The 17,865-nt window shown below is 50.3% G+C and carries 16 protein-coding genes; 15 read left to right on the forward strand and 1 reads right to left on the reverse strand.

Annotated features, from left to right (window positions below; genetic code table 11):
• Positions 1–2: 2 nt before the first annotated feature.
• From B7991_RS05065 to purT, 9 genes are all read left to right on the forward strand, one after another.
• Positions 3–1,175, forward strand: coding sequence for a putative peptidoglycan glycosyltransferase FtsW (locus tag B7991_RS05065; protein WP_088629882.1), 1,173 nt, complete (start codon positions 3–5; stop codon positions 1,173–1,175).
• Entirely contained in the window at positions 1,172–2,242 is a 1,071-nt protein-coding gene (gene murG, locus B7991_RS05070; protein WP_088629883.1) for an undecaprenyldiphospho-muramoylpentapeptide beta-N-acetylglucosaminyltransferase, read from the forward strand. The genes B7991_RS05065 and murG overlap by 4 nt, the downstream gene beginning before the upstream one ends.
• Positions 2,242–3,624, forward strand: a complete 1,383-nt coding sequence (gene murC, locus B7991_RS05075; protein WP_088629884.1) for a UDP-N-acetylmuramate--L-alanine ligase — start codon at positions 2,242–2,244, stop codon at positions 3,622–3,624. Before murG ends, murC begins: the two co-directional genes overlap by 1 nt.
• Positions 3,625–3,641: 17 nt before the next feature.
• Entirely contained in the window at positions 3,642–4,463 is an 822-nt protein-coding gene (locus B7991_RS05080; RefSeq protein ID WP_088629990.1) for a cell division protein FtsQ/DivIB, read from the forward strand.
• A complete protein-coding gene (ftsA, locus tag B7991_RS05085; protein WP_088629885.1) occupies positions 4,456–5,697 on the forward strand; it encodes a cell division protein FtsA in 1,242 nt (413 codons plus the stop codon). The genes B7991_RS05080 and ftsA overlap by 8 nt, the downstream gene beginning before the upstream one ends.
• A 32-nt stretch (positions 5,698–5,729) precedes the next feature.
• Positions 5,730–7,385, forward strand: coding sequence for a cell division protein FtsZ (gene ftsZ, locus B7991_RS05090; protein ID WP_088629886.1), 1,656 nt, complete (start codon positions 5,730–5,732; stop codon positions 7,383–7,385).
• A 571-nt stretch (positions 7,386–7,956) separates the two neighbouring features.
• Positions 7,957–9,477, forward strand: coding sequence for a hypothetical protein (locus tag B7991_RS05095; protein ID WP_088629991.1), 1,521 nt, complete (start codon positions 7,957–7,959; stop codon positions 9,475–9,477).
• Between the two features lie 20 nt (positions 9,478–9,497).
• On the forward strand, positions 9,498–11,150 hold the full coding sequence (locus tag B7991_RS05100; RefSeq protein ID WP_088629887.1) for an FISUMP domain-containing protein: 1,653 nt from the start codon (positions 9,498–9,500) through the stop codon (positions 11,148–11,150).
• A 112-nt stretch (positions 11,151–11,262) separates the two neighbouring features.
• Positions 11,263–12,447, forward strand: a complete 1,185-nt coding sequence (gene purT, locus B7991_RS05105) for a formate-dependent phosphoribosylglycinamide formyltransferase (protein ID WP_088629888.1) — start codon at positions 11,263–11,265, stop codon at positions 12,445–12,447.
• Between the two features lie 59 nt (positions 12,448–12,506).
• On the opposite strand, the gene B7991_RS05110 is transcribed toward purT, so the two are convergent.
• The gene (locus tag B7991_RS05110; protein ID WP_088629889.1) at positions 12,507–13,232 is read right to left on the reverse strand and encodes a 16S rRNA (uracil(1498)-N(3))-methyltransferase; all 726 of its coding nucleotides are present in this window, start codon (positions 13,230–13,232) and stop codon (positions 12,507–12,509) included.
• 35 nt (positions 13,233–13,267) lie between these two features.
• On the opposite strand from B7991_RS05110, the gene B7991_RS05115 reads away from it, so the two are divergent.
• The 6 genes from B7991_RS05115 to B7991_RS05140 are packed head-to-tail and all read left to right on the forward strand — an operon-like array spanning position 13,268 to position 17,860.
• On the forward strand, positions 13,268–14,059 hold the full coding sequence (locus B7991_RS05115; RefSeq protein ID WP_088629992.1) for an HAD-IIA family hydrolase: 792 nt from the start codon (positions 13,268–13,270) through the stop codon (positions 14,057–14,059).
• A complete protein-coding gene (locus tag B7991_RS05120; protein ID WP_088629890.1) occupies positions 14,059–14,937 on the forward strand; it encodes a metal ABC transporter solute-binding protein, Zn/Mn family in 879 nt (292 codons plus the stop codon). Before B7991_RS05115 ends, B7991_RS05120 begins: the two co-directional genes overlap by 1 nt.
• Entirely contained in the window at positions 14,937–15,722 is a 786-nt protein-coding gene (locus B7991_RS05125) for a metal ABC transporter ATP-binding protein (protein WP_088629891.1), read from the forward strand. The genes B7991_RS05120 and B7991_RS05125 overlap by 1 nt, the downstream gene beginning before the upstream one ends.
• A 44-nt stretch (positions 15,723–15,766) precedes the next feature.
• On the forward strand, positions 15,767–16,057 hold the full coding sequence (locus tag B7991_RS05130) for a hypothetical protein (protein ID WP_012820392.1): 291 nt from the start codon (positions 15,767–15,769) through the stop codon (positions 16,055–16,057).
• Positions 16,057–16,542 carry an rRNA maturation RNase YbeY gene (ybeY, locus tag B7991_RS05135; RefSeq protein ID WP_012820391.1) on the forward strand — a complete coding sequence of 162 codons (486 nt, stop codon included), beginning with the start codon at positions 16,057–16,059 and terminating at the stop codon, positions 16,540–16,542. The genes B7991_RS05130 and ybeY overlap by 1 nt, the downstream gene beginning before the upstream one ends.
• Positions 16,535–17,860, forward strand: coding sequence for a hemolysin family protein (locus B7991_RS05140; RefSeq protein WP_088629892.1), 1,326 nt, complete (start codon positions 16,535–16,537; stop codon positions 17,858–17,860). The genes ybeY and B7991_RS05140 overlap by 8 nt, the downstream gene beginning before the upstream one ends.
• Positions 17,861–17,865: the final 5 nt, after the last annotated feature.

Genomic DNA, 17,865 nt, shown 5'->3' on the forward strand with positions numbered 1-17,865 from the left:
AGATGTCCAACTCTCAAGCCATAGGAATGAACAAGCTTTTGCTGATTGTCACATTAATATTAATGTGCTTTGGCATCGCTGTTATCTATTCTGCCTCGGCACCGGTGGCATCTTCTCGTAACTTGCCTGCAGAATACTACCTCAAGGCCCATCTCTTTAAGGTCTTGGGGGCGGTTGTGATTCTTGGCGTGTTCTACAAGATTGACTATGCGCTTTGGAAGGTGCTTGCCCGCGTTATCTTTGGCTTTGGCGCCATTCTCACTTTGGCCGCTATCGTTTCGGGTGGCGAGGTGAAGGGTGCTTCTCGCTGGATCTGGGGTATTCAGCCTTCTGAAATTATGAAGTTTGGCTTTATCACTTGGGTCTGCTCGAAGCTTTCGAACGCGGGTGACGAAATCAAGTCTATCAAGTGCACGATTATCCAGCCGGCGGTTCCTTTGGCAATTTCTGCTATCTTGCTCGTTTGCCAGCCGAACTTCTCGATGCTCATCATGTTCTGCGTGCTTTTGCTCGTGATGCTCATGATTGCTGGTGCAAACTACAAGTATGTCGGTTTGAGTGTTCTCGTGAGTATGCCGCTGGGTCTTATTGCGCTTCTCTTGAAGCCGCATTCCCGTAGCCGTATTTTGGCGCACTTCTCTGCAGACGGTACGATGACGGCTTCTCAGTGGCAGGGACGCCACGCTCTTGAAGCGCTTGGCAATGGCGGGTTCTTTGGAACGGGTATCGGCATGGGCGAACAGAAACTCGGATACTTGCCCGAAGCCCATAAGGATGTGGTTTATTCTGTGATTGGCGAGGAATTTGGCTTTGTCGGTACATTTGCCGTGTTGCTCGCTTTTGCAATCCTTTTCTCGCAGGGCTACAACATTGCAAGGTCTTCGACGACTCGCTTTGGCAGGTACATGGCTGTGGCTCTTACGACTTCGCTTTTCTTGAATTTTGTCATTCACGTTTGCGTGTGTGTTGGTCTTATTCCGACGACGGGTCAGCCGCTTCCGTTCCTTAGCTTTGGCGGAACGAACCTGATGTTCTCGGCTGCATTTATTGGGATTTTGTTGAATATTTCCCGCTCGACAAGCGGTAAGAGCATTCGCGAACCCTATATGAGCAGCACGCTTTCGTTTGACACAAGTCGGTTTATGAATTTTAGGACAAGAAGGAGTTCTATATGAAAAAGTTCCTCTTTGTTTGCGGTGGCACGGGTGGCCACATTTTCCCGGCAGTGGCTATTGCCGAGAGTTTGAAGAAGATGGGTGTCACTCAGATTACTTTTGCGGGCCGTAAGGATTCTATGGAAGAACGCCTTGTGGCAAAGAACTGGCCGTACGAATATATTTCTGCGGTTCCGCTGCACCGTGGACCGTTCCTCAAGAATTTGGCTTTGCCGTTCAACTTGACGAAGTCCTTGATTCGCGCTAAGAGTGTTGTTAAAAAAGTGAATCCGGATGTGGTGATTGCAACGGGTGGCTATGTTTCGCTCCCGATCGTGCTTGCAGCAGGTTCCATGGGTATTCCGGTTTATTTGCAGGAACAGAATGCTGTTGCCGGTATCGCAAATAAGGTTGGTGCCCGTTATGCAAAGACTGTCTTTGTGACTTCCGAAGAGGCCATGAAGGGTTTCCCGATTGAAAAGACCCGCATTCTTGGCAACCCGATTCGTGATTTGCCTTCTGCTGATTCCTTGGCCCGTCCGGTGGAATTCCGCGAAGGCCGCAAGGCTGTGTTTATCGTTGGTGGTTCGCAGGGCGCTGCTGGCATCAACAACAAGATTGAAGAAAGCATTGGCCGCATTGCCGCCCACGAAGATATTAGTGTGGTTTGGCAGGTGGGCGCCAAAAATGTCGATAGCATCAACGAACGCCTTGGCATTTTGCCGAACGTCGCTGTCCGTGGATTCTTGGACAACATCTATGCTTACATGAAGCATGCCGATTTGATTATCAGCCGCGCTGGTGCATCGGGACTTGCAGAAATCCTTGCTTTTGGCAAGCCGTCTATTTTGCTCCCGTACCCACATGCGACTGCAAACCATCAGGAACACAATGCACGTGTGGTCGAAAAGGCTGGCGCTGCTCTTGTGGAACTTGATGATGAACCGAATGATCTTTGGAACAAGGTGGAAGCTCTCCTGTACGATTCTGAACGCCTGGAGAAGATGGGCGAAGCCGCTAAATCGCTTGGCATGCCCGATGCCGCTGACCAGATTGCAAAAATTATCCTGGATATGGAGAGAACGTAATGCAGATTAATGATTGTAAACGTGTTCGTCGCCTTCATTTTGTGGGCATCGGTGGCGCCGGTATGTCCGGTATTGCCGAAGTGCTCCATGAAAACGGCTTTGTGGTGACGGGTTCCGATATGGGCGAAGGTGCTGTCATTGATTACCTGAAAGGCCTTGGCATTCGCATTGACCCGAAGCACGAAGCAAAAAATGTCGTAGATGCGGACTTGGTCGTTTATTCCTCTGCCATTCCGTTTGACAATCCGGAACTTGTCGAAGCTCGCAACCGCCGTATCCCGGTGATTCGCCGCGCCGAAATGCTCGGTGAACTGATGCGCCTCAAGTACACGCTCTCTATTGCCGGTACGCATGGCAAGACCACGACGACGTCTATCGTTGGCGCCATCTGGGAAGAAGCTGGCCTTGACCCGACGATTATCGTGGGCGGCATTGTGAAGGGCAAGTGCAGTGGCGCTAAGGTTGGCCACGGCGACTACCTCATTGCCGAAAGTGACGAATTTGACCGCAGCTTCCTTTCGATGATGCCGTCTTCGGCAATCATCACGAACATCGATGCCGACCATCTCGATACATACGAGAACATCGATGCCATCAAGGATGCGTTCACTCAGTTTGCAAACAAGATTCCGTTCTACGGTCAGGTGATTGTATGCCTCGACGATCCGAACGTGCAGCAGATTTTGTCGCACCTCAAGAAGCCAGTGATTACGTACGGCTTTACTCGCCAGGCAAAGTATCGCATTGAAAATCTCAAGTTCGTGAAGGGCTATCCGCAGTTTGAAATCCTCAACGATGGCCAGAGCCTCGGTGAGTTCAAGCTCCAGATTCCGGGCCGCCACAACGTTTTGAACGCAACGGCTGCTGTTGCTCTTGCTGTCGAAGAAGGCATTTCGATTGAAGTTGCCCGCAAGGCCGTGGCTGCATTCGAAGGTGTGAAGCGCCGCTTTGAATTCATTGGCGAAAAGAACGGCGTCATGGTCTTTGATGACTACGCTCACCACCCGACCGAAGCAACTGCAACTTTGCTCGGGTTCCGCGAAGCATTCCCGGACAAGCGTATCATTGTCGCTTTCCAGCCGCACTTGTTTACGCGTACTCGCGACCAGCACGAAGCTTTTGGTAGCGCATTCTCGAACTGCGATGTGCTTTTGGTGACCGATATCTATCCGTCCCGCGAAAAGCCGATTGAAGGCGTGACCGGTGCAATGGTAGCGAACAGCGCTGCTGACCGTGGTCACCGCGATGCCCGCTTTATCGGTGATGTGAACAACCTGATCCCGGTCTGCAAGGATTTGCTTAAGCCGAACGATGTGATTGTTCTGATGGGTGCCGGTAACATTTGGAAACTTGGCCAGACGATTTTGGAGAAGAGCGTTTGACTTTAGATGATACGAACATGTTCGGTCGACGGATCGGATACAACGAACGCAAGCGCAAGCGTAAGCGTGCCCGTATGAGACGGATGCGCATTGCTAACGCTGTCCGTTGGTTCAAGCGCAAGGGCTGGGTTTTGACTTTGCTCCTTGTCTTGGCTACCGTCGCACTGTGGCAGAGTCGTTTCTATCTACACCAGATCAACCCGCTTGAACTCAGGCATCTGCAGTACATCGAAATCGAAGGCAATCGCATGCTTTCGTGGGAAGACGTGGTGCAGGGCGCTCAGGTGGAAACTGGAATGCTCATGTCGGAACTGGATGCAGACTCTGTCAAGAAGTCTCTCTTGCAGATCCCGCTCATCCATTCTGCAGAAGTCGAAAGCAAGTTCCCTTCGTCGCTTTACATCAAGCTTCAGGAAGCATCGCCTATCCTGTCTGTTCTTGAAAATGGCAAGGGTACGGTTTATTCCGAAAGAGGCCTTTCGCTCCCGATGTCGATGATGACTGCTTTGCACCTGCCGATTCTTGAAAATGAATCCGTAGGGAAGGTGAAACAGGTGGCCCAGTTCTTGTTCGCCATGCGTAAGGAAGATAAGCCGCTTTACGATCGCGTATCGCAAGTGGGCTGGTCCGAAGAAGATTCTGGGTTTGAAGTTTTTTTCAAGGATGCCGGATTCCGCGTGATGTTTCCGGAATCGAACTGGAATAAGGAATTGTTTACTTTGTACGATGCTATCGGAAAGGGCTTTAGAAAAGATCTTCTTTGCGCTAGCGAGGTAGATATGAGATTTCATGGATTTGCGTATATAAAAAACATTGATAAGAGGTGTACCAATGGATGACAATAAGCAATCGGTCAAGAAAGAAGACTACATTTTCGGGCTTGATATTGGCGCTTCGAAAGTGAATTTATTCGTCGGCATCTCGGAAGGCGAATCTGTCCGAGTTGTGGAATGTGGCGATTTCCCGTTGGAATCTTCCGATGAATACGATTCCGTCGTGGAAACGTTGCAGAAGGCCGTCCATATGCTGGAATCGTCGGCAGGTGTCGATGTGCGCGATGTCTACGTAGGCATTGCGGGTAAGCACGTGTCGTCTTACAGCTATAAGGGACTTGTATCGCTCCCGACAAACGAAGTCCGTGATGAAGATATTATCAACGTCCAGAGACTGGCAAGCACGCTTCCGGACAAGGCTGGCGAAATTATCCATATTTTCCCGGGTGAATATACGCTGGACGATAGAACGGGCATCCGCAATCCGAAAGGCTATTCTGGCCGTCGCTTGGGAGTTGAAGTTCAGGTGGTTACCTCACGCCCGAACGCTCTCCAGGATATCGCAAAATGTGTGAACCGCGCAGGCCTCAATGTGGCAGGCTTTGTGCTTGAACCGCTTGCCGCCGCCTCTGCCGTCTTGTCCGAAGACGAACGCGAACTCGGTGTGGCTCTGATCGATATTGGCGCCGGTTCTGCTGACGTGGCCGTTTTTGTCAAGGATTCCGTACGTTACACGGCTTCGCTCGACATTGCAGGCAATATTATTACTAGTGACATTAGCAAGTGCCTCAAGGTTCCGGTCTCTCTCACGAAGGCCGAAGAACTCAAGAAAAAGTATGGCACCTGCTCGCTCAACAATTTGATTGAAGATGAAACCTTCCCGGTCCCTGGTGTGGGAGACCGCGGAGAAGTTCTTTGTTCTCGTAAGCTTTTAGCGCAGATTATTACAGCTCGTGTTGCGGAAATCTTCAAGCTTTTGGCAAAGGATTTGGAAAAGCACCACCTTGATACGGTCATTGATGGCGGTATCGTTCTTACGGGTGGCTGCTGCAATCTTGCCGGCATTGAAGAAATTGCAGCTAAAGTATTCAAGAAGCCTGTCCATATCGGCAAGCCGAGGGGCATGAGTGGCATCCAGGAAGCTTTCCAGAATCCGTCTTATGCAACGGGCATTGGCCTCTTGTACTACGCGAACAAGAAACATCGCGAAAGAAAACAGCGTGACACAGATACCCAATTGCTCGTTACCGTCAAGAAGGGTATGCAGCGCATTCGCGACATCTTTAGAACTTACTTTTAATCGTTAAACCACTCAAATCAGGGAGATAAACTATGAGTGACTTTGAAAACATCAACTTCGAGGCAATGTCTCGTATCACGGGTGATGACACCCCTTCCAGAAATGCTAAGGTCAAGGTGTTTGGCGTCGGCGGTGCCGGCGGTAACACTGTGAACCGCATGAAGCAGATGAATATTGAAGGTGTAGAATACTACGCCATCAATACTGATGCTATGGCACTTGACCAGAGCCTTGCCGATCACAAGATTCTTATCGGTGAAAAGAGCACGAGAAATCTCGGCGCTGGCATGGATCCGGAAATGGGTCGTAAGGCTGTCGAAGAAAATATCGATGACTTGAAGAAGGCTATGATGGGTGCGGACCTCGTGTTCGTTACCGCTGGTATGGGCGGTGGTACCGGTACGGGTGCTGCTCCGATCGTTGCTACTGTTGCACGTGAACTCGGAATCCTTACGGTTGCCGTTGTCACAAAGCCGTTCCGCTTTGAAGGTAACGTCCGTAATTCCTTGGCTCAGAATGGTGTTCGCGCTCTCCGCGAAGCCGCTGATACGATCATCGTTATCGAAAACAAGAAGCTCTTGAACCTCATCCAGAATACGAACAAGAACGCAACTGTCGATGAAGCCTTCAAGATGGCTGACGAAATTCTCGGTAATGCAGTGCAGAGCATCTGCAGCATCATGTTCCGTCATGGTCTCGTACACGTTGACTTTGCTGATATCCGCAAGGTTATGCTCAAGGGTGGTTCTGCTCTTATGGGTACGGGTACTGCAGAAGGCGAAGGCCGCGGTGTTGCCGCTGCCGATGCAGCTCTCTCTTCTCCGCTTCTCGAAGATATCGACATCCAGGGTGCTTCTGGCGTGCTCATCAACGTTTCTCATGGCGAAAATTACTCCTTGCTCGAACACAACGAAGCTATGGAACACATTTACGACGCTGTGGGCGAAGAAGGCAACCCGAACATCATCGTCGGTGATATCACTCTTCCGGAACTTGGCGACAAGGTTTGCATCACCATCATCGCAACGGGTTGCGGTGGCACGAACAATGCTGCTGCAGTGAACTATGCTGGTATCGGTACCGCTGCTTATCAGATGAATCCGGCTCAGGCTCAGTATCAGGCCTCTGCTGCTCCGGTGCAGGCTGCTACTCCGCGTCCGACCACGAACTTCCTTGCCCTTGCTGGCCGTAACACTGCCGCCATGCCGACCGCTTCTATGAGCGCTGCTCCGACGGTTGCAACTCCGGCTGTCACGCAGCGCGTTGTCCCGGCTACGGCTCCGGCAACTCCGTCTTACACGGCTCCGCAGAGCACTTACGCAAGCGCAACCGCTCGCCAGGCTGCCCCGGTGAATACCGCTGCCGCTATGTTTGCTCCGGCTTCTTCTTTCGCTTCTCCGAGCTTTGACGCTAAGGCTGGCTATGCTGAAGAGGCTGTTGCTGCTGTTAAGACTGCTCGTGAAACCGAAGAAATGCCGGGTGCTGCCGATGCAGATCCGCTTTCTAACGGCAACTATGCAAATACCATCAAGCAGGAATCCCGCCCGGCTCAGACCGAACAGGTCAGCGCTGTGGACTATGGCACTCCGGCTTTCATGCGTAACCAGAAGGGTTCTGAAGACGCACTCAAGGAAAGCAATGTCGATTATGACTTGCCGGCCTTCATGCGTATGAATGACTTGTTCTAATCGTGAATAACGATTAGCCCTACATTGCAATAACGAAATTCGACCAGGTATGTTCGAGGTTTTCGAACACGCCCTCGAGAAAGAACACACACACACGGGTGCGTGAGTGCGCACCCACCACAACACAAGGGATCACCCGGGTCTCCCTGCCTGGGTGGTCCTTCTGATGTCCGCTCGACTCTTGTGTAATATGGAACATCCATCGTCGTCTCGCTCTCGCCACCATGCCTCGTTGATACGAGGCACTTGTGGCTCACTAATGCGCACCGTTCGGCTCTTGTGCAAAGGATAAGTTCCTTCTTCGCCTCACTCTCGCCAACACGGCACGCTTACGCCGTGCCGCTTATGGCTCACGGGTACCTGCTTCGCTCTGTTTTAATAGAAAAGCTCTGTCGGCGCTCCGCTCTCGCCTTCGATGACTCGTCAATACGAGTCACCTCCGGCTCACGGCGTGTCCGCTCCGCTTCATGCCTGATTTGTCATGCCCGCCTTGAGCGGGCATCTCCATGTTCAAAAGACTTTTTAATACATTTATGTTATGTTATCTCGTACTTTATTGTTTGTTTGTTTGATGGCAGTGGTGGCGTTTGCCTCGGCTGAAAACGTTTCGGAAAAGCCTGCGAAAAAGGTTGGCTATTTTCAAATCGGGACCGATTTCAATTTTGGCTTTAATGGTGGCCCGACGGATCCCGTTTTTGCTGTGGATACTGCCGAATATTATGGGAAAAATTGGCGCGGACTCCGCATTCCTCTTGAAACGGCTCGCAATTACGAGGAACGCATCAATCCTTTCTTTACTCTCAGTTTCCGTGCTGGATACAAGGACTTCCATTTTTTGCTGGAGGCTCCGCTTCGCAAGGATCTGGAAGCTTGGTACAATAGCGAACTGAAGACGAACTTTACTTACAAGCCTAGCGAGCTTGATATCAATGTGCCGATAAATGCTTATGCCAAGTGGTATAATCCTATTGGCTTTGTGCAGTTTGGCCGTTTTAATCCCGAAGACTTGAAGGTTTCCAGGAACGATATTTTCCTTGGTGGATTGCCTTATCACGATGGAATCCACTGGAATTTGAGTATCGGCATTTTCCGTTACGATTTTATGTTGAGCTCGTTGAATGCTTGGCTATTTGGCGATGTGATGAATCACGAGACGGGGTGCCCGGAAAGTAAGGATAGCGAAGCGTACGCTCAAAAGTGTACGGAGCGCCAAGTGAGCAACCAGCGCAATCGCACTTATACCGAGAACGTGAAAAATATGGTGTTCCACAGGTTTGGTGTCGAGACGAAAAAGTTCTGGATTTATTTGGTCGAACAAAGTGTGATTGGCGGCAAGTCTTTGGAATTCCGCTCTTTCAATCCATTCATGTACTGGCATGATAATTATGCAACGGGATACACTTCGGCGGCGACTTCTGTTGAATTTGGTTACAAGACTTCCAATGGTGCCAAGTTCTACAGCCAAATTAATATGGAAGATATTGCAAGCCCTGTCGGTGAAGATAAAAAGATGGGGACGAACCGCTCCATTATCAATTACATGGTCGGCTACTATCATGAACTTGAAACTCGTAACTACGGCAAATTCTCTTGGCGCTTGGATGTCGTGAAAACGGACCCGGCATCAAACAATAGTAGACTCCCGCTTTTAAAATACACGGGTCGCCGTAATTACCGCAGCAATTATCGCGAACAGGGCGACCGCGATTATGCCGATGCCTACTTTGTCGATTACCCTATTGGATACCGCAGGGGTGGCGATGCTCTGGATCTCTGGTTTGACATGAACTGGAGCGGTGGCGTTCATTCGGCAACGCTTACGCTTGCATGGCTCCGTCAGGGCGATAAGGAACTTTATACGGACTATGATGTTGCTTTGAAATCTGAAGATGCTCTTTCTGGAGTTGTGGAAAAACAGTTTGTCGTAGATGCTTTGTACGAAAGGAAAGTGCAAGATTGGTTCAGATTTTACTTTGGCGGGGGCTTCCGCGTCTATCGCAATCTCTCGCATGACAAAAAAGAAGATGGCTCGGATGCTTGGATCCGTTCGGGCGTGAAATTCAACTTCAATCCTGTTGATTTGAAATTTTAAATATTTTTAGGAGAAAATAAATGAAAAATTGTCTTATTCCGTTTTTTGGAACGGCATTGCTTTTGATGGCGTGCGGTGATGAAGTGACCAATATCTCTGAATATGGCGGCGCTGACACCGTTAAGGCGTTTAAAGATTTGGGCAAATGTGATAAGTCTGCTATAGGTAAGTTTGTCTATGTGTCTGACTCTGTGAAGGTCTATGCTTGCACAGACGATGGCTGGGCGGCCGTTACCGGTACAGCTGTCAGTGGCAAGAATGGTAGCAATGGTACAAATGGCAAGAACGGAAAAGATGGCGCTGATGGTAAAGACGGTACCGACGGAAAGTCTTGCACCATGACTGCTTTTAAGGATGGTTCGGGATTTGATGTTATCTGTGATGGCAAGTCTATTGGAAGTGTGAAGAACGGTGCTGATGGTGCTGACGGTAAAGATGGTTCTAATGGTAAGGATGGAACTTCTTGTTCTGTCGCTAAAGCCGAAGATAGCGATGATGCTGTTGTGACCTGCGGTAAAACATCCGTAACGATTCACAATGGCGTTGATGGTAAACCGGGTGCTCCTGGTACAAAAGGCACAGACGGTACGAACGGCACTAACGGCACAAATGGTAGTGACGGCGCCAGCTGCAAGATCGTGAGCGACATGGATGGTGTTGTTCAAATCCAGTGCGGCGAAGGCAAAGATGCTACTACGACAAAGCTTTACAAGACCATATGCGGAACAAAGCCTTATGACCCCGAAAAAAGTTTCTGCACGGCAGAGGGGGTAGCGTATCCACTTTGCAATGGCAAAAAATATGACCCAGCGATGTATGAATGCGTTAATGGCGAACCTGTAGAAGTTTTGAAATCTTGTGGTGACGAATTATATAACGTACATGCAAAATTCTGTTTTAACAATAAAACGTATCCTCTGTGTAATGGGGAAGAATATGATGTGGAATTAGAGACTTGCGAAAATGGCAAAAAAGTTGTGGTTTATGAAAAATGCGGCGATGAAAAATACAAAGCAGTGGATGCGGATCATTTGTTCTGTGCTGAATTTGAAAATAAAGACACTGAAGAAAAAACTTATCAGATTTACAAGTACACGACAATTGAAGTTAAGAGTAAAGATTATTCCGAAACATGGATGGCCGAAAACTTGAATTATGAAGTTGAAAATAGCTCTTGCTATAAAGATATTTCATCAAATTGTGACACATACGGTAGGCTCTATACATGGGCGGCTGCTGTAGGGAGAACAGAGGATGAATGTGGTTCTGGAAAGTTGTGCATTAGTGAAGGTGTTGTACAAGGAATCTGCCCAGAAGGTTGGCATTTACCTAGCAAAGCGGAATGGGGGGAACTTTTTGACGCAGTGGGTGGTGCAAGTGCTGCTTTTACGGTTCTCAGGTCTAATGAGGGTTGGAAAAATTCGAATGGTACGGATAAGTATGGATTCACAATGCTTCCTGGTGGTGAATATATAGTGGAATCTGAAGGCGTGCCTTTTTCGGGTTATTATTACATTTCGAACGATGCTTCATTCTGGACATCGGATGCAGATGGAAAGACTCATGCTTATGGGATTCTTTTGAATGTAGATGTAGGACTCTCTATAAACAAGTCCTATTCTAAGGATGACCAATTCTCGGTACGCTGCGTTAAAGACCTCGTGACGGAATAAATTCTCAAAAAAGCTTTGCTCCGGCAGGGCTTTTTTACTTGTCATGCCCGCCAGTGGGCGGGCATCTCCTGTTTTGAATAGTTATATTTTGATGGAAAATCAAGGAGTTTTTATGGCAGAGATCGGTACACCTCTTAGTTCTACCGCAACAAAGGTTCTTTTTTGCGGTTCTGGTGAATTGGGCAAGGAAGTCATCATCGAAATGATGCGTCTTGGCGTTGAAGTGATTGCAGTAGACCGTTACGCCAACGCTCCGGGCATGCAGGTGGCTCATCGCAGCTACGTGATTAACATGCTCGATGGCAAGGAACTCCGTGCCGTCATTGAAAAGGAAAAACCGGACTACATCGTGCCGGAAGTCGAAGCAATTGCAACGGACACGCTCGTGGAACTTGAAAAGGAAGGCTACAACGTCATTCCGACCGCTAAGGCCACGAAGCTCACGATGAACCGCGAAGGCATCCGCCGCCTGGCTGCCGAAGAGCTCGGACTCAAGACGAGCCCGTACCGCTTTGCGGATAACTACGAAGATTTCAAGGCGGCGGTCAAGGAAATCGGCATCCCGTGCGTTGTAAAGCCGGTGATGAGTTCTTCCGGTCACGGTCAGAGCGTCATCAAGACCGAAGCCGACATTGAAAATTCCTGGAACATTTCCCAGACGGGTGGTCGCACTGGTGCTGCCAGCCGCGTGATTGTCGAAGGCTTTGTGCCTTTCGATTACGAAATTACTTTGCTCACGGTCCGCCATGTGGGCGGCACCAGCTTCTTGGAACCGATTGGTCACCATCAAGTGGGCGGCGACTATCAGGAATCTTGGCAGCCGCAGCCGATGAAGCCGGAACTCTTGGAACAGGCAAAGGTGATTGCAAAGAAAGTCACGGACGCTCTTGGCGGTCGCGGCATCTTTGGTGTGGAACTTTTTGTTTGCAAGGACGAGGTCTTGTTCAGCGAAGTCTCTCCGCGTCCGCACGATACGGGCATGGTGACGCTCATTTCTCAGGACCTCTCCGAATTTGCTTTGCACGCACGCGCCATTCTTGGTCTCCCGATCCCGAACATCGCATTCCACGGCCCGAGCGCCTCGAAGGCAATCGTTGTCGATGGCAATTCTGACCACGTAAAGTTCAGCGGCTTGGAAGAAGTTCTTGCAGAACCGGATACGGGTCTTCGCTTGTTCGGAAAGCCGGAACTCAAGGGCCACCGCCGTATGGGCGTTCTCCTTGCTCGCCGCGACACTGTCGAAGAAGCCAAGGCGACTGTCATGGCTATGCGCGAAAAAGTCAAGGTGACTTTGTAATTGTGTAAGGTGATTCCGGCTCGGAGGCCGGAATGACAATTACAGGCGAAACCCCGTTTTTACAGTATCTTCCCGAGCGCAATGACTGCTGCAGTTCTTGCGCGGAGTCGCGTATTGCCCAAGTTCAGCAAGTAGACCTTCCCGTTCTGGAAGGTCTTTATTGCTTCTATTTCTCGTGGCGAAAATCCGCCTTCCGGGCCTACAAGTAAAGTAATCGGCTTGGCGGGCGTTCCATCTGCGGAGCCTTCACCCAAATCCAACTTGCGTTCTCCATCGATATCGCAGAGAATCAAGTCTCCCTGATAATCCTTGAGCCACTTGTCGAATTCAATCGGCCCTTCGATGCGCGTCATCCAGGGCTTCTTGGATTGCTTGAGGCTCACGAGCGATTTGAGCTCAGCGCGTCGAACTGTCTTTTTCAGGTCGGAGTTCTTGGGCTCTTGCGAGTAGTCCGTACGCAAAAAGATGATGCTGTCCGTTTCGGTCTGTGCCGCATGGAAAACGACCTCTTCGAGGGCGTCATCCTTGAGGCAGGAGATGCCAAGATTTAGGCGCGGACGCTTGAACGGGGCGTCTTCGACTGTATCTACGCGGACTTCGCAGGCTTTGGAATCGGCCTTGGTGATTGTTGCATCGGCATAATGCCCGAGGCCGTCGCAGAGCTGTAGCGTATCGCCATTTGTTGCACGGCAAACGCGTACGGCATGGCTGCTTTCATTTTCATCCAAGATAATGGTGCCAACGCTAATGAGCGGGCAATAGAAACGACTGTCGGGAGTTTTCATGTACGCTAAAATAGAAAATTTCTATATTGCATCCCGTGAAAAAAGTAAAAGCTGTTGTCTTCGATTTAGACGGAACTCTCTATTTGAGTGGCCGTCCATACCCTGGTGCGGTCGAAACGGTCAATCGCGTCTCTAAGCGCGTGCCGGTCTATTACTTGAGCAACAACACGAGCAAGTCTCCGGTCTTTTACGAAAACCGCCTCAAGGTCATGGGGCTTCCGCTGGCTGATGATTCTATCATCTCGGCGCTGTACCTCTCGCTCGATGCGATTCACGAACGCAAGATCAAGAACGTCTTTTTCTTTGCGAACCCGGAAGTGTACGAATGGTTTGCAGCACAGGACCCGAGTCTCAATTTGCGCCCTTCGGTCGAAGAAACCGAACTCGTACTTGTTGCTTACCACAATAGCTTTGATTATCGTGAACTTTGTGAGCTCTCTTTCCGCGTGCAGCGCGGTATCCCGTTCTGGGTCACGCATACGGATTTTGTCTGCCCTGATGAACGCGGCCCGGTGCCCGATATCGGTAGCTTCATGGCTCTCCTCAAGACGGCTTACGGCGTCGAACCCGAGATGAGCTTTGGCAAGCCGAATCCGGCAATGCTTTCGGGACTTTTGAAACTTTACCGTCCCGAAGAAATCTTGTTTGTGGGTGACCGACTTTATACGGACTTTGAACTTGCAAAACGTTCCGGCTGTCGATTTGTGCTGCCCTTGTGCGGCGAATCGAAAATGGCGGATGTCGAGCATCTCGACGTGAAGCCCGAATTTATTGTCAATAATGTTAGTGAAATTGATTTCAACGCCTTTTTAGAAGGAAAAAAATAATGCGTCGTATAGCACGTCTTTTGCTGCTGCTTGTTGTTCTCCCGGCTGCGGTTCTGTTTGCCAGCGAAAAAGAAATTACAGTTGCAGTTTCTTTGCAGCCTTATGCGACTCTGTTAAAGATGCTTGGCGGTGCCCGCGTGAACGTGGTGACGCTTTTGCCGCCGGGGGCAGACCCGCACAATTACGAACCGAAGCCTGCCGTGATCAAGGCTTTTTCGTTGGCTGAGGCTTACTTTACGGATGGCTCTGGCTTGGACAAGGCCTGGTTGCCTCGCTTCTTGGGTGCGAACAAGAATGTCAAGGTTATTGATATTTCCAGAAATATTAAATGGATGAAGGCGGAGCATGACGATCATCATCACCACCATCATGATGATGAAAATGAACTTGATCCGCATATTTGGACTTCTCCGATGCGTTTGCAACTTTTGGCCTTGAATATCTACGAATCCTTTAAGGCTCTGGATCCGGATCATATCGCGTACTATACGAATCGATTCATGAGTACGCAGGAAATTTTGCGCAGGGCGGATCGTAAGATTGTGGGGGCCGTTGTGGGCCTGCCCTTGAACCGTCGCTCGTTTATTGTGTTCCACCCGTCGTATGGGTATCTGGCAAACGATTATAATCTTACGCAGTATTCGATTGAGGTGAATGGCAAGGAGCCAAAGCCGAAGGACTTGGCTAAGCTTATTCAGGTTGGTCGCAAGAACGATGTAAAGACTGTTTTTGTGCAGCCCCAGTTTAGCAAGCGCGCTGCAGAAACGATTGCAAAGGAACTTGGTGCCGTTGTGGTCGAAACAGACCCGCTTGCGGCTGATTTCCTCGCTAATATACAGACGTTTGTCGATGCTCTTAAAGCAGCTGGTGAAAAGTAATGTTTGCCATTGACATCAAAAATCTTTCGTTTGGCTATGGTAAGTCGCCCGTGCTTACGGACGTGAACTTATCTATTGACGAAAATGACTTTGTTGCTATTATCGGGCCGAATGGCGGTGGCAAGTCTACACTGATGAGACTGATGGTCGGGCTCTTGAAGCCTACATCTGGGACAGTGCGCGTTTTTGGCGAAAAGGTCCCGACAAAGAAAGTGGCTATTGGCTATGTGCCGCAGAACACGAACAAGAATATCGATTTCCCGATTACGGTGGGCGAGTGCGTTGCCACAGGCAAGGCGGGGCTTTCTCCCAAGTCGGATGAAGTGAAGGCTGCTCTTGAGCGTGTGCATATTGGCGCTTTTTTGGACCGTCGTCTGGGTGAACTGAGTGGCGGTGAACGCCAGCGTGTGTTGATTGCCCGTTCTCTTGTCTGCAATCCGAAGATTCTCTTTTTGGATGAACCGTCCAACAATATTGACGTTGCGGGGATTGAAGCGCTTTACAACATGCTTGCGGAATTTAGCGAAACGATGACGATTGTAATCGTGACGCACGACCTGATGGCTCTTTCGCACAAGGTGAAGAGCGTTGTCTGCGTGAACCATTCCGTGCATTACCACGAAGGGGCTAACCTGACCGAAGAAATGCTCCATAGCACTTACGGTTGTGAAGTCGACTTGATTGCCCACGGAGTGCCGCATCGCGTTCTCGGGAGCCACGACCATACCCACGGTGGCTGCTGCGAGCATCATCACCACGATGTGGTGCACCCACACTCTCCATAATAATGTTATAATTGTATCGTACTTGTGTTTCATTGGAGGTAAAAATGAGTGCAGAAGTCGAAGATTTGACCGTCGAATACACTGACGAAGAAACCGGCGAAGTCGTCATCAAGGAATTGAGCAAGGAAGTCCTTTCGAAGGGCGCCTGGCCGACCGTGATGTTCTTCTACCAGGACCGTGACCCGAAAACGGGCGAGTTCAGCGAACCGAAGGTCTCTCTGCGCCGTTACCGCAAGATGCAAGGCACGTTCAAGCCCCAAGGCAAGTTCAAGATTACAGGCAAGGCGCAAGCCGAAGCCATTATCAACGTCTTAAAAAAGTGGTATAACATTTAATGCCAGACCCTGCTAGTAAAAAGAAAGACTACACTATCGATTTCCTGTGCGAGGGGAATATCGAGTCCTTCCCGTGGAAGGATAAGTTCGAAGCTATGGCCCGTAAGCTCCTTGCCGAAGAAGGCACGGAGAACAACGTCAACATCGTGCTCTGCACCGACGAGTTCGTTCGCGAGATGAACAAGAACTACCGCGGGCTCGACAAGGTGACGGACGTGCTTTCGTTCGAATGGCACGAAGAAATCCCGGGCGAAGAAGAGATGCTCGGCGAAATCTACATCGCCAGGGACCAGGTCAAGCGCCAGGCCCCGCAGTACGGCAATAGCTTTTTTGCCGAGATGAAGCGCGTGATTGTTCACGGACTACTCCACCTGTCGGGGTACGACCATATCAAGGCTGCCGACCGCAAGGTGATGCGTGCCCGCGAATGCGAGTTCTTGGGACTGGATCCGTACAAGGACAAGGAGAGCATGGAAAATGGGTGATACGAACACCATTGCGATTGTTCTTCTCGTTTTCTTTCTTTTAGTTTCGGCATCGTTTACTTTAATCAAGGCGGTCTTTGCCGCCATCTATGCCAAGCGTGAAGACCACGACCGCACGGACCGCGAAGCGAAGATTGCAAAGATTGTCGAAAACCGAGGCTACAACGAAACCGTTTCCATCGGACGAATCTTCTCGGACGTGGGCATTGGCGTGTTCGGATTTTATCTGTTCTCGAATGCTCCGTGGCAGTGGACGCACGACTTCTGGCTGCTCGGGATCATGGCGTACATGCTTTGCGCCTGTGCCGTGATTTATATAGTGACCATCTTCTGCCCGAACCTGATTGGCAACTTGAAGCCGGATACTTTGTCTGTGGTGCTTGTGCCGCTGTACAGGCTTATCCGCATGCCGTTCGTGCCGGTGGGCCGCGTTTGCCATACGATTTACCTCAAGCTTTTGGACGCTCTCGGTTACGATGCCAAGCTCAGCTTCTTGCCCGAAGAACGCCGCGACGCTGTGCAGGCGGACCTTTCGGATGCTTCGCTCTCTGAAGGCGAGGGCCTCGAAAAAGAAGAACGCCAGATGATCCTCAATATCTTCGACTTCGTGGAAACGCCGGTGCGCGAAATCATGACGCCGCGTGTGGACATGTGCGCGATTGATGTGGACACGTCGCTTGAGGACTTGGTGAAGGTGTTGAACAACGAACGCCATTCCCGTTTGCCGGTGTACAAGGAAACGGTCGACAACATTGTCGGTATCCTTTCGAACCGCGACTTCTTGGAATGGTACACGGAACATCGCGACGAACCGTTTGACTTGATGAAGCTCGTGATGCCGCCGGTCTACGTGCCGTACCACAAGAAGATTGATGATCTTTTGACGGAACTCCGCAAGACGGGTAACCAGCTCGCGATTGTCGTGGACGAATACGGCGGCACGGCTGGCCTTGTGACGCTCGAAGATATTCTCGAAGAAATCGTCGGTGAAATCCGCGACGAAGACGACATGGACGAAGACGAGGACGTGCAGAAGTTGAAGGACGGACGCTACATTCTCGACCCGCTGATGACGCTCTCGGATTTGGAATACGAACTCGATGTGGAACTCAAACCGCCTGAGAATTCCCACGTGGAAACGCTCTCCGGACTCATCCAGGCAACGCTTGGAATCATCCCGTCGCCGGGCGCCGAAGTCAAGATCCAGGGCTATACGTTCCGCGTTCTGCGCATGGACGGCACCCGCATGGAAAAAGTCATGATGATCCTCCCTGCCGGCGTGAAAGGTCCCAAGACGCAGACACTCCACAAAGTGTAAGTCAT

This window comes from Fibrobacter sp. UWB3 (genome assembly GCF_002210405.1).
Taxonomy (GTDB): Bacteria; Fibrobacterota; Fibrobacteria; order Fibrobacterales; family Fibrobacteraceae; genus Fibrobacter.

Coding starts and splice junctions, on each gene's coding strand:
- B7991_RS05065 (WP_088629882.1), top strand. CDS start 3: ATGTCCAACTCTCAAGCCATAGGAATGAACAAGCTTTTGCTGATTGTC.
- murG (WP_088629883.1), top strand. CDS start 1,172: ATGAAAAAGTTCCTCTTTGTTTGCGGTGGCACGGGTGGCCACATTTTC.
- murC (WP_088629884.1), top strand. CDS start 2,242: ATGCAGATTAATGATTGTAAACGTGTTCGTCGCCTTCATTTTGTGGGC.
- B7991_RS05080 (WP_088629990.1), top strand. CDS start 3,642: ATGTTCGGTCGACGGATCGGATACAACGAACGCAAGCGCAAGCGTAAG.
- ftsA (WP_088629885.1), top strand. CDS start 4,456: ATGGATGACAATAAGCAATCGGTCAAGAAAGAAGACTACATTTTCGGG.
- ftsZ (WP_088629886.1), top strand. CDS start 5,730: ATGAGTGACTTTGAAAACATCAACTTCGAGGCAATGTCTCGTATCACG.
- B7991_RS05095 (WP_088629991.1), top strand. CDS start 7,957: ATGGCAGTGGTGGCGTTTGCCTCGGCTGAAAACGTTTCGGAAAAGCCT.
- B7991_RS05100 (WP_088629887.1), top strand. CDS start 9,498: ATGAAAAATTGTCTTATTCCGTTTTTTGGAACGGCATTGCTTTTGATG.
- purT (WP_088629888.1), top strand. CDS start 11,263: ATGGCAGAGATCGGTACACCTCTTAGTTCTACCGCAACAAAGGTTCTT.
- B7991_RS05110 (WP_088629889.1), bottom strand. CDS start 13,232: ATGAAAACTCCCGACAGTCGTTTCTATTGCCCGCTCATTAGCGTTGGC.
- B7991_RS05120 (WP_088629890.1), top strand. CDS start 14,059: ATGCGTCGTATAGCACGTCTTTTGCTGCTGCTTGTTGTTCTCCCGGCT.
- B7991_RS05125 (WP_088629891.1), top strand. CDS start 14,937: ATGTTTGCCATTGACATCAAAAATCTTTCGTTTGGCTATGGTAAGTCG.
- B7991_RS05130 (WP_012820392.1), top strand. CDS start 15,767: ATGAGTGCAGAAGTCGAAGATTTGACCGTCGAATACACTGACGAAGAA.
- ybeY (WP_012820391.1), top strand. CDS start 16,057: ATGCCAGACCCTGCTAGTAAAAAGAAAGACTACACTATCGATTTCCTG.
- B7991_RS05140 (WP_088629892.1), top strand. CDS start 16,535: ATGGGTGATACGAACACCATTGCGATTGTTCTTCTCGTTTTCTTTCTT.